The sequence below is a fragment of the Nostoc sp. T09 genome (genome assembly GCF_002154695.1).
Classification (GTDB): domain Bacteria; phylum Cyanobacteriota; class Cyanobacteriia; order Cyanobacteriales; family Nostocaceae; genus Aulosira.
Genome location: NZ_MTAV01000002.1, coordinates 125,444 through 137,662, shown reverse-complemented (window position 1 = coordinate 137,662; position 12,219 = coordinate 125,444). Strand labels below are relative to the sequence as shown.

Below are 12,219 nucleotides of genomic sequence, written 5' to 3'. Positions count from 1 at the left end.
GAGCAATGAGTTCTATAAATGCCTCTAATCCGCCAGCAGAAGCAGCGATGCCAACAATCGGAAAGGGAGCATCGGTTTTAGGGAATTGCTCTGGATTGATCGGTTCACCTGGAGGCGGTGCAAATGAATTTTCTCTGGGGGGGGAAATTCATGGATAGAAAGCAGAGATCCTTTCATTAACGGGGTTTTGAGCATTTTTTGCCAAAATAATTGGCGCAAACTCAGGGCGAATGTGCTAAGTCAGCCTCATCCTATCGCACTGGGTCAGCCTTAACCTTCCCCCCAAAGTAAGCAATTAAGAGCCAATTACACGTTTAATTACTTAATTTTTCAATTGTCGAAAATACAAATAACACACAATAGCACTGCAATTCTAGTCCAGTGAGACTATTCCTTATTGTAGAAACATGATAAAGCGATTCTGAGCTTTCCGATGAGCCGTAGTCACACAGGTTAGGAGATTTTGAAAGCATAAAATCTAGGAATAGTAATACTTTTACCTCCTGCCTCACTTCGGCTACGCGGAAATCGAGCGAAGTCGAGATTCAGTGACCACCTGCCTCCTGCTATATCCACCCAATGCAGTTAAAATAATGAAGCGAGTGGAGAAAGTGCGTTTAGATGCAACAACAATCAGTGGACACCATCTCATCAGCGAAGAAGGTTTATTCCAATTTGGACACAGCAAAGCTTAGAGGATGTTTTAAAAGTCCTGTAATTGGTAGCATTTAGTATCAACATGAGAGAACTGCCAAAACAAACTTTCACCCGTAAGCGGTTCGACTGGGACCTATAGCCAAAATGCTTTAAACTGCCATTGCCACTCACCAATGGGCTTCACCCCTGGTAAGGTAATCTTACGCCCCTCGATGGTTTTTAGTCCAAATCTACTTTCATCTTGTACAAAGTAACGAATACTGTTGTACTGAGGCAACATGATGCTGGCATATTGGCTAATTAGTTGCAGATCGTCGGCAAGGTTTTTTTAAAAGCCTCAAGTTTCTCTTTGTCTTGCTTTCGATTCTGTGGACGTGGGACTTTGAGCTTGGCTTTGAGCCTGTAACGTGCTAGATGATGTACAGTTGCGTCTAGCTCCTCAACACTCTCTTCAATCTCGATATGCGTTACCCCTGCCATCACATACCCTGAATGCTACTTCTGTCTATATTTACCATCTGTCGCATTCTTTTTTCAAATTGGTATTAGATTGCGATCAGATCGACTCAGATTGCAATCAGATCGACTTTGATGACGATCAAAACGACTTTGATTGCGATTTGTATCGGGTGACAATGCGATCGCCCTATGGTTGATTACGTTTTTTTGTTTGCCCTAAAATCTGAAAAACCGGATAATTGAATATAAGCCAAGAAAAGCAAAGCCGATGAAAATAAAAGCGATTATTCATCCAGCAGAAGAAGGTGGCTATTGGGCTGAAGTTCCAGCGCTCCCCGGTTGTATTACTGAAGGCGAGACAATGGAGGAGGTATTAATTAATTTAAAAGATGCAATAGAAGGCTGGTTAGAAGTCGCAAATAGTAGTCACAAACTGGAATCAAATGCTCAAATTGTCGAGATTGCAGTATGAAATCAATCTCTGGGAAAAACCTATGTAAAATCGTCGAATACCGCGGTTGGGTTTTACAGAGAATTACAGGTAGCCATCACATATACCAGAATTCTGATTCTACTAAAATACTTTCTATTCCGGTTCATCGAAATCAAGACTTGAAAATCGGGACTTTAAGAGCATTAATGAAAATCGCTGATCTAACAGAAGAGGATTTGGCGTAAATTACAGCATATTTCAGGTATGTGAAGTCCACGGGTAGGTGTACAGCCATGTTTCCTACGATTATCTGTACTTAACTCAGTTGCAATCTGCTGTAATTATCCGATCGCATCAACTTACAATACCATTGCATCGGGTGACATTGCGTAGACGCGGAGCGGCTTGTCGTAGACATCGCATCGAGTCACAAAGCCATTGTATCGGGTGACAATATCATTGCATCGAGTCACAAAGCCATTGTATTGAGTCAAAATGCGATTGTATCGGGTGACATTGCGTAGACGCGGAGCGGCTTGTCGTAGACATCGCATCTACTTGCTACCAAATAGTCTGAATTGTAGTTAAAGCTTGAATTCGCAAATCACGAGTCACCAAGGGAATACCTAAAGAAAAAGCGGTGGCTGCAATAATCCTATCAGGCATATCAGGAACCGTTGCCCTATCAATTTGCCTAATAATTCCTGAAATATTGCGATCCAGAGGTACAAATACAATGCCGACATTGGGATCATCCAACGCATTTAAAATTCGTGTCAGCACTTCCTCTGCAAATCTTCCTCTCTCAACTAAATAAGAAATCTCTATGATTGTGATAGCTGATATGTAAATAGGATTACCTGCATTCACTGCTTGTTCCAATGCTGTTAATGCTGTTTCGGATAGTCTATCTACGTCAAAAATGTACCAAATTAAAGCGTGTGTATCTGCTACTACTGATGTCATTAAACAATATCTCTAGGAAAATTACCCCACATTTCTTGACGTGCATGAGTAATATCTTCTTCTGTAATATCTACCTTTAAATCAGTACATAACCCTCTAACACTGAGTAAGGCAGATTTTGTAGTTATTTTTTGGTACAGAAATTCTGCAAAATCTAATAATTCTTGTTGCTTATCTATAGGTAGCTGCCGAAACTTTTTTAACACAGCTTGTTCAAGATTCATAATATTTTCCCGTGCTACTGTTTTTCTTTAATTTTTTTAAAGCTATTTCTTCATTTGTGCTTTAGCTTTTGCATGGGAAATAATATCACCATCTGCAACTTGCTTTAACCCTTGTTCTATCTTATACAAAAAGTAAAGATGTTCCATGATCTCCGGGAACGAAACATCTTGTGGCATCTCCTCTAAAGCTTTAAGTATTTTTTGCTTTGCTGTAGTACCTGTCATGACTATTCGCCGCCTTTTGCAACTAGTGGGTTATCTTTTAGAGTAAACTGCGATCGCATCAACCGACAATGCTATTGTATCGGCTGAAAATGCGATCGCACTACAATATCAGTAACGCACTTAATCCCAAATCCGTTGAATGCCATAGTCATCAAAAGCTAAATCTCGACTTAAAATCGGAATTTTTTCTACTATAGCCTGTGCAATTATCAGCCGATCAAAAGGGTCATGATGATGGAAGGGTAGAGAGGAAATAATAGCCAGATTATTCAAATTAATGGGGAGTAATTCAAAATCTTCTAGATTGAGTTTTTGTTGAATATAATCTTCTAATGGCAAGGCTAAAGTTAATTTTTGCTTGCTTTGTTTAATTGCCATTTCCCACACAGTTGCTAAACTAATTAATTTTTGATGTTTAACGTCCTCCATGTAGATTCGAGCAGTATTACTTAATTGACGATTGCCAGAAAAAAACCAAATCAAACTATGGGTATCTAACAATAATTTCACTACATATAATCCTTAAAGTCTTCTAAAGGATCATCAAAATCATCAGTAATGGAAATTAAATCTTGATCGCTGCCAAAAAGCGCAGGACGTTTAGGTAGGGGTTGTAGGGAAACTAATTTGACTAGTGGTTGGTTGTTTTTAGTGATAATAATTTCTTCGCCATCGACTGCTTTTTCAATTAATTCTGATATTTCAGTAAGGGCTTGGTTAATATCGATTGTTTTCATCAGTTAATCTCCAGCCGCAGTCTTTCAACTATACGAGTCTCTGTCCATTTTATGCTATTTTGATGCATACACGTAACTATCAAAATATATGAATCTGTTTTTACTTCCTTTTTTCAGTATTCTTGCCCTCAGCAGTTTGTCTATTAGTACTGTAGCAATAGCAAATACAAAGCCAGAAATATCAGAGATAGACTTAGCTCAAAAGCTCAACTGTAATAACGCTCAAACTCAACTCGAAATCAATCGATGCGCTCAGTTATCCTATCAGAATGCTGATAAAAAATTGAATCAAGCTTATCAACAACTCGTACCAACTTTATCTATTTCCAGAAAACAGAAATTAATTACCGCACAGCAAGCATGGATTAAGTTTCGTGATACCAGTTGTGAGTATGAAAGAAGCCAATATGAGGGGGGAAGTATTGCTCCTGCTATTTATTTAGGTTGTTTGGAACAAACCACACAACAGCGTACCCAACAATTAGAGGAATACCTTCATTCTGACCATTAATATGACTGCTAGTCGTTGTGCTTGTAGTTGAAAAAGTGTAAATAAATGTAAAGAATAGCGAAAATAAACTTAACCTAAATCAGGCAATTAGCATCCGGTAAGTCACTCACTGCGGTAGTCTAGATGAGAGTGAATTTATCGCCCGGTTTGACATATTGTTTTATGACTTCAGCTGTTTCCAGTCCTGCACGCACAATTCGTATTGGTTCTCGTAAAAGCCAACTCGCCCTAGTTCAAACCTACTGGGTACAAGAGCAACTCCAAAAAAGCTTTCCTGAGATTGCTTTTGAAGTCCATACCATGTCTACCCAAGGCGACAAAATCCTAGATGTAGCATTAGCCAAGATTGGTGATAAAGGATTATTTACTAAAGAGTTAGAACTTGGGATGCTCAATCAGGAGATTGACTTTGCGGTTCATTCCCTAAAGGATCTGCCAACTAACTTACCTCAAGGGTTAACACTGGCAGCAATTACAGAACGGGAAAACCCAGCAGATGCCTTAGTACTGCATGAAAAGCATAAAGGTCAGCAAATTGATACCTTACCAGAGGGTGCGGTAATTGGTACATCTTCCCTACGGCGATTGGCACAGTTACGTAATCAATTCCCCCACTTTACTTTTAAAGATGTTCGGGGAAACTTAAATACACGCATGGCTAAATTAGATGCGGGTGAGTATGATGCTTTGATTTTGGCAGTAGCAGGGTTAGAGCGATTGGGAATGAGCGATCGCGTTCACCAAATTCTACCCAAAGAAATTTCTCTCCATGCCGTAGGTCAAGGTGCATTAGGTATAGAATGCCGTGCTGATGATACCGAATTGATATCTCTACTCAAAGCTATTGAACATCCCCAAACACGCGATCGCTGTTTAGCTGAACGCGCTTTCTTGCGCGATCTCGAAGGTGGTTGTCAAGTACCTATTGGTGTTAACACTGAAATTAATGGTGATAATTTAACATTAACAGGCATAGTCGCTAGCGTGGATGGGCAAAAGCTGGTTAAGGATACTGTCTCGGGAGAAGCTAAAAATGCCGAACAGCTAGGCAATCAATTAGCAAATCTCTTGCGTCAACAGGGAGCGCAGGAAATTTTAGATGTCATCTTTACCGAAATCCAACGGGGTTCTTGATTACGCAGGGGACAAGGAAGGAAGTGTGGGGCGTGTGGGGCGTGTGGGGCGTGTGGGGGAGAAATGGGACAAGGGAGACAAGGGGGAAATAAGTAATCACCTATGCCCCATGCCCCATGCCCAATGCCCCATGACCAATGCTCATCACTGTTTTAGTCACCAGATGTGATTAGATCAGAAATGAAGCTTAGAAAATCAGCAGAACCGGGGAAACAAAAATTACCATGCGGATTCTATTTGTAGCAGCAGAGGCAGCTCCCGTTGCAAAAGTCGGAGGAATGGGTGATGTTGTGGGAGCATTGCCAAAAATCTTGAGAAACATGGGGCATGATGTCCGGATATTCTTGCCCTACTATGGCTTTCTGCCAGACAAAATGGAGATTCCTAAAGAACCCATCTGGCGGGGATATGCCATGTTTCAGGACTTTGCTGTTTATGAAAGCATTCTACCTGGTACTGATGTTCCCTTGTATTTGTTTGGGCATCCTGCCTTTACGCCTCGCCGTATTTATGCGGGAGAGGACGAAGATTGGCGGTTCACCTTGTTTGCTAATGGTGCAGCTGAGTTTTGCTGGAATTACTGGAAGGCCGAAATTGTCCACTGCCATGACTGGCATACAGGGATGATTCCTGTATGGATGCACCAAGATCCAGATATCACTAGCGTATTTACAATTCATAACTTGGCTTATCAAGGGCCTTGGCGCTGGTATTTAGAAAAAATTACTTGGTGTCCCTGGTATATGCAAGGACACAACACTATGGCAGCGGCGGTACAATTTGCCGACAGGGTAAACACAGTTTCTCCCACCTATGCCGAGCAAATTAAGACTGCTGCTTACGGTGAAACGCTAGAAGGTTTGCTGTCTTTCATCAGCGGTAAGTTATCTGGGATTATTAACGGCATAGATACCGAAGTTTATAACCCAGAAAATGACAAATATATTACCCAAACTTTTACTGACGATACCCTAGATAAACGAAAGGCTAACAAAATTGCTCTGCAAGAAGAAGTGGGACTACAAGTCAACTCCAATGCCTTTTTAATTGGCATGGTGACAAGGTTAGTCGAGCAAAAAGGCCTGGATTTGGTATTGCAAATCTTAGATCGCTTTTTAGCATATACTGACGCCCAATTTATTCTTCTAGGAACAGGCGATCGCTACTATGAAACCCAAATGTGGCAGTTGGCTTCCCGTTATCCCGGACGCATGGCAACTTATCTCCTGTATAACGATGCCCTCTCTCGCCGCATCTACGCTGGTACTGATGCCTTCTTAATGCCTAGCCGTTTTGAACCCTGCGGTATCAGCCAAATGATGGCTTTGCGTTACGGTTCTGTGCCGATTGTGCGCCGTACAGGCGGATTAGTTGACACTGTATCCCATTTCGACCCGATAAACGAGGCAGGTACTGGTTATTGCTTTGACCGCTATGAACCACTAGATCTTTTCACCTGCATGATCCGCGCTTGGGAAGGCTTCCGTTTCAAACCTCAATGGGGCGAGTTACAACAGCGCGGCATGAACCAGGATTTTAGTTGGTATCAATCTGCTAAGCAATACGTGAAGCTGTACAGGTCAATATTTGGCTTGCCAGAAGAAGAAGAAGAAGCTACACCACAACCAGAGTTAGTTTTGAGTGAATCAGTAACTCAATAGTAGACTTAGTCGGGACTGGAGAATAGGAAGATAAGAGAAGAGGGATTAGGGAAGAGTTTGTTCAATAACTAATCCCTAATTTTTGAACACTAATTCAACGTGAATTCGACAAACCTCACCCACCCAACCTCCCTCTCCTAGTAGGAGAAGATCTGGGGGCGAGGTCAAAATCCTGTGCATCGAAGTCACGTTACGTCGATGTTTTGGATATCAAATCACAGATGCACACCGATACACACAAAGAAATATCGGTGTGCATCTGTGATTCGTTTGAGTCTGATTGGCATTGGGACTACAAGTCCATTCCCAAAATCGGGTTTGTCTGAGTTTGGAAAATTGAAACTGAGTTGTTTCGTCACAATTTTGAATACTGAATCAACGTTCTAACCCCCAATACCCAATTTCCAGTCCAAAGCCTTAAGTTTTGTTAACTACGTTGAAAGTAATTTTTCACAATTTCCAAAATGCGCTCGGCTGCCTTACCATCCCCAAAGGGATTAATTGCGTTTGCCATTGTTTCATAGGCTACTGGGTTACTTAGCAACTCAGCCGCAGCAGCAACAATATTCTCGCTTTGAGTTCCTACAAGTTTGGCTGTACCTGCCGCCACTGCTTCTGGTCTTTCTGTGGTTTCCCTAAGAACCAGCACAGGCTTACCGAGGCTAGGCGCTTCTTCTTGCAATCCACCAGAGTCAGTTAGCAAAAAATGCGATCGCCCAATTGCTCCTACCAGTTCTGCATAATCTAAAGGTTCTGTCAAAAAAATTCGGGGATGCTCTCCTAAAAGCCCTTGTAATGGTTCTCTTACCGTAGGATTGCGGTGTAATGGTAATAGCAAGGCTGTATCAGGAAACTTATCTAGTATCTGTAAAAAACCCTGAGCAATGCCTTGCAGTGGTTCTCCCCAATTCTCCCGCCGATGAACTGTAGCTAGCAGCGTGCGGTATGATGCCCAGTTTAAGCCAGTTATATTACAGGCTGGCTCGGTCGCAGCTACATTTAACAGTGCATCAATCACAGTGTTACCCGTTAAGTGTATTTCACCCAAAACACCAGAACGCTGTAAGTTTTCCACAGCCAGAGGAGTTGGTGCAAAGTGCAACTGAGTAAGTTGCGAAATTAGCCGTCGGTTAGCTTCTTCTGGGTAAGGATTAAATAGGTTATCAGTTCTTAATCCGGCTTCTACATGACCTACAGGAATTTTTTGATAAAATGCCGCCAAGGTTGCGGCAAAAGCTGTAGTAGTGTCTCCCTGCACTATGACTAAATCTGGTTTGCTCTGATTAAATAAATTTTCTAACCCTCGCAAGCTGCGACAGGTAATGTCACTCAAAGATTGCTGAGGCTGCATAATCTCCAAGTTACCGTCTGCTTTTAGGTTGAACAGCTGCATTACTTGCTCAACCATTTCACGATGCTGTCCAGTCAGAATTACTTGCGACTCAAAATCTGGGGACCTTTGAAAGACTTGAATTACCGGAGCTAGTTTAATCGCCTCCGGACGAGTACCTAAAATTATATAAACTCGTTTTTGATTAGTCATTAGTCATTGGTCATTGGTCATTGGTCAATAGTCAATAGTGATTAAGAATTCATAATCCGTCAATCCCTCAATCCTGACAAATGACAAATGGGATGTGAGGAAACACAGAACAGAGGGATAAGTCGGATGAGGCAGATGAAGGGGATGAGAAAGACAAATGACAAATGACAAATAAACATGAAAAAACCCGGCTTAACCGGGCAGATGTACTGTTTGTCGAATTCAGCAATTACATTTTGATATCGCAAGTTAACGGGCAAGCAGCGTAAACACTAGTCTGCATTTCTTCTGCTTCTCCATGTAACCAACTCAACCATTTGATTTGTTTTGGATGTACACCCTTAGCAGTTAGTACTCCAGCAGCAAATAAAACTGCCATAACATTAAACAAAATCAAACCGCCTGCTACAAGCAAAACAGCGCTAACAGGCATCACAGATTGCAACACAATCGACAACAGACACCCGACCGTAGCCATCAAAACCACTAATGGAAACCCGACAACCAACAAGCAAACTGCCAATGTGAAAGTCCAGATCAAAAAACTTTTGATCATTAACAAGGAGTAGGTCTTTCCGAGATTAGAGCTTTCAGCCGAAACCATGACTTTTCCTCCCAAAATACACAGCAAGAATTTAATTTCAGATATCTCGCTTTCACGAGTAAACTGAACTGTTTAATTAGAAGTTAAGTATATAAAAACCTACTCCTAAGATGAGCATTTATTTACTAAAGTTTACAGTTAATTTTTTATAATTATGAATGTAAATTCCAGTTCACATATAGGGAAAAAACGTGGGATCGGCATCTGTCTGGAGGTATATAAGCCAAGATTCATCCGCTTTCTAGATATGTTTTAAACCCTTTTATTGGACTCTACTTAACATTTCTTATAATAACAGACTAATGTTCTCATAAATATTAGATTGGGCTGAATAAAATATCTGCTAATGTTTTTGCTGTGCATAGCTAACAAGTTTTGTCTATCTCAAGATGAAATTTCTCATCTAAACAGTGAAAAGTATTTACTATTAAATATAATGTTATTTTAAACACTATTAATATGCAGAATATTTACTGATACTCGCTAAGGGTAACAGTATGTTAAACAGGTATATATTGAGTTTAAAAAAATCTTGAAATAATAGATGAAATCAGACTAGTAAAAAAAAATACCAATTCTATTCATAAACAGAAACTGACTGTTGCTTTCACGTACCGAGCCAACAGAAAGCGACTGCTATACCTTTAAGCGCCCTCAGGGCATCCACAGGTGACTTGTTTCTAATTTATTTTTTGTTCGCAACTTTGTAAAGATTTATGACAGACTTACAGCGTCCACCAAGTTCTAACTCAGCTGCTACACGTCCTGCACCGCCAGTACCACCACCACCACCACCACCAGCGTTAAATACGCAACGTCAGGCTACCCAGACATTGGATATGTCAAACTACCCTGGGGTTCCGCCAGCACCACCACCAGCTTCGGCTTCTACACCTGTTGCAGCTCATCGTCCTGGTACTCCACCGCCAATTCCTCATGTTGCAGCTAACCAAAGCAGTAGTTCGGGTCTAAAATTAGAACACCTAATTAAGGAAGCTTACGATAAAGGATTTTCTGACGTTCACCTGGGTGTAGGTGAAATACCCCGCTTTCGTAACCGAGGAGAAATTGAGACAACGAATTATCCCCAAACAGATAAAGAAACTTTTGTCAGTTGGATGCGGGAGGTATTAACAGAGGGCGAAATTAAGCGCTTTGAAGAACATTTAGAATTTGACGGAGCCACCCAGTACGATTTTGCTCGCGTGCGGATCAATATCTTCGACTCTTTGAGGGGCTATGCAATGGTACTGCGGTTAATCCCGCTAAAAATCTTAACAATGGAGCAATTGCGATTACCCGCAATTTTTCGAGATATCTGTCATGTTCATAAAGGTTTAATTTTGGTAACCGGACCTACTGGTTCTGGTAAGTCCACAACGATGGCGGCAATGATTGACTATATCAATAAAGAAATGCCGAAGCACATCATTACCATCGAAGACCCAATTGAATTTGTCCACAAAAGCCAAAAAGCCTTAATTAAACAACGGGAAGTGGGAATGCACACCCGAAAATTTGATAACGCCTTAAAAGCAGCGTTGCGGGAAGACCCAGATTTGATTCTAGTGGGTGAAATGCGAGATAAAGAAACAGTCAACACAGCGTTAAAAGCTGCTCAGACTGGTCACTTAGTAATGGGAACCCTGCACACGAATAGTGCTGTGAAAACCATTGAGCGGATACTGAATCTCTACTCTGGCGAAGAACAAGATGCCATGCGGGTGGCAATTTCTGAGTCTCTAGTATCGGTGATTGCCCAAGGTTTGTGTCGTACAACTGATGGTAAGCGTGCTGCATTCCACGATATCCTAATTAACACCGAGGCAATTAAGGAATGGATCAAAGACGGTAAATATGATGAAATTACCGAACTGATGAAGCAAGCCAGCTTTGACGGCATGATTACTATGAATCAGTCATTGTTTAACCTCTACCAAGACGGGCGCATTACTGAAGAAACAGCCTTGGAAATGTCACCAACTCCTAACGAAATGGCGCAATTTCTCCGAGGTCGAGTTTAAAAAAGAAAGGCAGAAGGCAGGAGGCAGAAGGAAAGGGTAGCAATTTTCATACTTGGTTGTGCCAAAGCCGGGCATGAATAGCTGACTTAAAAATACTACTTGGATAAATATCAATAACTTAGATAATCCAATGCCTCATGCCCAATGCCCATAAGTGTTGAGTTCCCTAGCTCCTTTAACTGACTTGAATACAGGCAAACTATCTCAACCTCAGCTATTTAAAGGTATTGCCCTATTTACACCTGGAGGAGATTTGATTTACAGCATCGACCCTGGTAAACAAGGTCGATGGCATTTGCATTTGTGTGCAGCTTTACAGGAAATATTAGATTTACCAGAACCGCCTCATTTTTTAGTTCCTTGTTACACCGCGACTGTCGATCATTGGTTAGATCCGCGTACACAACAAGTGCGAACCTTTGCTGAAGCTTATCCAGCAGTGTTGAGACATCAGGCTGTGCTAAATGCCATCTTTGATACAGGGGATTTAGTATGGCAAGCAGCACCCTGGCCGGATGGATTGTGCGATCGCATGGTCTTGGCAACTTATCGCTCCTCGTTTCCCCAGCTTTGGGAAGACCATGACTTAATTGTGCAATTAGATGTTACTGAACCAGTCTTTAAATACGATCGCGTTCCCAAAAAGACGCAAAATTTACGATTAAAAACCCAAGCTTATGTCCTTCGCTTGTTTGTAGCGGGACATAGTGCAGCTACCGAACGCATTCTACATAATTTACACGAACTATTAGAGCGATCGCTCGCACAACCGTATACTTTAAAAGTTGTTGATGTTTTAACTAATCCAGAACAAGCAGAAATCGATCAGGTTAGTGCTACACCCACCCTAGTCAAAGTCTGGCCACATCCAATCCGCCGCATGGTTGGAGATTTGGATCGTGTAGAAAAAATATTACAAATGTTAGGTGCTCAAGAAAAGTTTTAAAGCTAATAAACCCCGTCTAACTTGAGAAGTGTAGTTTTTCCCTAAGTTTTGCGATTGCTTCCTACCCTGCGGGAGCGCTAAGAGCGAACGTCGCA

The 12,219-nt window shown here is 41.5% G+C and carries 17 protein-coding genes; 8 read left to right on the top strand and 9 right to left on the bottom strand.

Annotated elements, in window-relative coordinates; translation table 11 throughout:
• Positions 1–5: 5 nt before the first annotated feature.
• The gene (locus BV372_RS37000; RefSeq protein ID WP_218776661.1) at positions 6–158 is read left to right on the top strand and encodes a hypothetical protein; all 153 of its coding nucleotides are present in this window, start codon (positions 6–8) and stop codon (positions 156–158) included.
• A 632-nt stretch (positions 159–790) separates the two neighbouring features.
• Here the strand turns inward: BV372_RS37000 and BV372_RS35825 are convergent.
• A complete protein-coding gene (locus BV372_RS35825) occupies positions 791–937 on the bottom strand; it encodes a hypothetical protein (protein WP_179197933.1) in 147 nt (48 codons plus the stop codon).
• Positions 938–1,384: 447 nt separating this feature from the next.
• Here BV372_RS35825 and BV372_RS01040 point away from each other — a divergent pair, with 447 nt between their 5' ends.
• Positions 1,385–1,588 carry a type II toxin-antitoxin system HicB family antitoxin gene (locus BV372_RS01040; RefSeq protein ID WP_086681892.1) on the top strand — a complete coding sequence of 68 codons (204 nt, stop codon included), beginning with the start codon at positions 1,385–1,387 and terminating at the stop codon, positions 1,586–1,588.
• Positions 1,585–1,794, top strand: coding sequence for a type II toxin-antitoxin system HicA family toxin (locus BV372_RS01035; protein ID WP_086681889.1), 210 nt, complete (start codon positions 1,585–1,587; stop codon positions 1,792–1,794). The genes BV372_RS01040 and BV372_RS01035 overlap by 4 nt, the downstream gene beginning before the upstream one ends.
• Positions 1,795–1,908: 114 nt before the next feature.
• Here BV372_RS01035 and BV372_RS34940 read toward each other — a convergent pair whose 3' ends face one another.
• The 6 genes from BV372_RS34940 to BV372_RS01010 all read right to left on the bottom strand — a co-directional run bounded on the left by BV372_RS34940 (position 1,909) and on the right by BV372_RS01010 (position 3,701).
• Positions 1,909–2,103: a hypothetical protein gene (locus tag BV372_RS34940; RefSeq protein WP_143844925.1), complete on the bottom strand. Its 195-nt coding sequence runs from the start codon at positions 2,101–2,103 to the stop codon at positions 1,909–1,911.
• A gap of 7 nt (positions 2,104–2,110) precedes the next feature.
• Positions 2,111–2,515 carry a type II toxin-antitoxin system VapC family toxin gene (locus BV372_RS01030; protein WP_086681886.1) on the bottom strand — a complete coding sequence of 135 codons (405 nt, stop codon included), beginning with the start codon at positions 2,513–2,515 and terminating at the stop codon, positions 2,111–2,113.
• The gene (locus tag BV372_RS01025) at positions 2,515–2,739 is read right to left on the bottom strand and encodes a DUF2281 domain-containing protein (protein ID WP_086681882.1); all 225 of its coding nucleotides are present in this window, start codon (positions 2,737–2,739) and stop codon (positions 2,515–2,517) included. Before BV372_RS01025 ends, BV372_RS01030 begins: the two co-directional genes overlap by 1 nt.
• A gap of 42 nt (positions 2,740–2,781) precedes the next feature.
• The gene (locus BV372_RS01020; protein WP_086681878.1) at positions 2,782–2,964 is read right to left on the bottom strand and encodes a hypothetical protein; all 183 of its coding nucleotides are present in this window, start codon (positions 2,962–2,964) and stop codon (positions 2,782–2,784) included.
• 120 nt (positions 2,965–3,084) lie between these two features.
• The gene (locus tag BV372_RS01015; protein WP_086681875.1) at positions 3,085–3,474 is read right to left on the bottom strand and encodes a type II toxin-antitoxin system VapC family toxin; all 390 of its coding nucleotides are present in this window, start codon (positions 3,472–3,474) and stop codon (positions 3,085–3,087) included.
• Positions 3,474–3,701 carry a type II toxin-antitoxin system Phd/YefM family antitoxin gene (locus tag BV372_RS01010; RefSeq protein ID WP_086681872.1) on the bottom strand — a complete coding sequence of 76 codons (228 nt, stop codon included), beginning with the start codon at positions 3,699–3,701 and terminating at the stop codon, positions 3,474–3,476. Before BV372_RS01010 ends, BV372_RS01015 begins: the two co-directional genes overlap by 1 nt.
• An 88-nt stretch (positions 3,702–3,789) precedes the next feature.
• On the opposite strand from BV372_RS01010, the gene BV372_RS01005 reads away from it, so the two are divergent.
• The 3 genes from BV372_RS01005 (at position 3,790) to glgA (ending at position 7,007) form a co-directional block, all read left to right on the top strand.
• On the top strand, positions 3,790–4,212 hold the full coding sequence (locus BV372_RS01005; protein ID WP_086681869.1) for a lysozyme inhibitor LprI family protein: 423 nt from the start codon (positions 3,790–3,792) through the stop codon (positions 4,210–4,212).
• Positions 4,213–4,374: 162 nt separating this feature from the next.
• Positions 4,375–5,346, top strand: a complete 972-nt coding sequence (hemC, locus tag BV372_RS01000; RefSeq protein WP_086681866.1) for a hydroxymethylbilane synthase — start codon at positions 4,375–4,377, stop codon at positions 5,344–5,346.
• Positions 5,347–5,570: 224 nt separating this feature from the next.
• The gene (gene glgA, locus BV372_RS00995) at positions 5,571–7,007 is read left to right on the top strand and encodes a glycogen synthase GlgA (RefSeq protein WP_086681862.1); all 1,437 of its coding nucleotides are present in this window, start codon (positions 5,571–5,573) and stop codon (positions 7,005–7,007) included.
• 427 nt (positions 7,008–7,434) lie between these two features.
• Here glgA and wecB read toward each other — a convergent pair whose 3' ends face one another.
• Positions 7,435–8,550, bottom strand: coding sequence for a non-hydrolyzing UDP-N-acetylglucosamine 2-epimerase (gene wecB, locus BV372_RS00990; protein WP_086681858.1), 1,116 nt, complete (start codon positions 8,548–8,550; stop codon positions 7,435–7,437).
• 229 nt (positions 8,551–8,779) lie between these two features.
• Positions 8,780–9,154, bottom strand: coding sequence for a hypothetical protein (locus BV372_RS00985; RefSeq protein ID WP_086681855.1), 375 nt, complete (start codon positions 9,152–9,154; stop codon positions 8,780–8,782).
• Positions 9,155–9,870: 716 nt separating this feature from the next.
• Between BV372_RS00985 and BV372_RS00980 the strand changes: the two genes are divergently transcribed.
• Positions 9,871–11,178, top strand: coding sequence for a type IV pilus twitching motility protein PilT (locus tag BV372_RS00980; RefSeq protein WP_086681852.1), 1,308 nt, complete (start codon positions 9,871–9,873; stop codon positions 11,176–11,178).
• Positions 11,179–11,335: 157 nt separating this feature from the next.
• Positions 11,336–12,124 carry a circadian clock KaiB family protein gene (locus BV372_RS00975; RefSeq protein WP_373270734.1) on the top strand — a complete coding sequence of 263 codons (789 nt, stop codon included), beginning with the start codon at positions 11,336–11,338 and terminating at the stop codon, positions 12,122–12,124.
• The last annotated feature ends 95 nt before the right edge of the window (positions 12,125–12,219 follow it).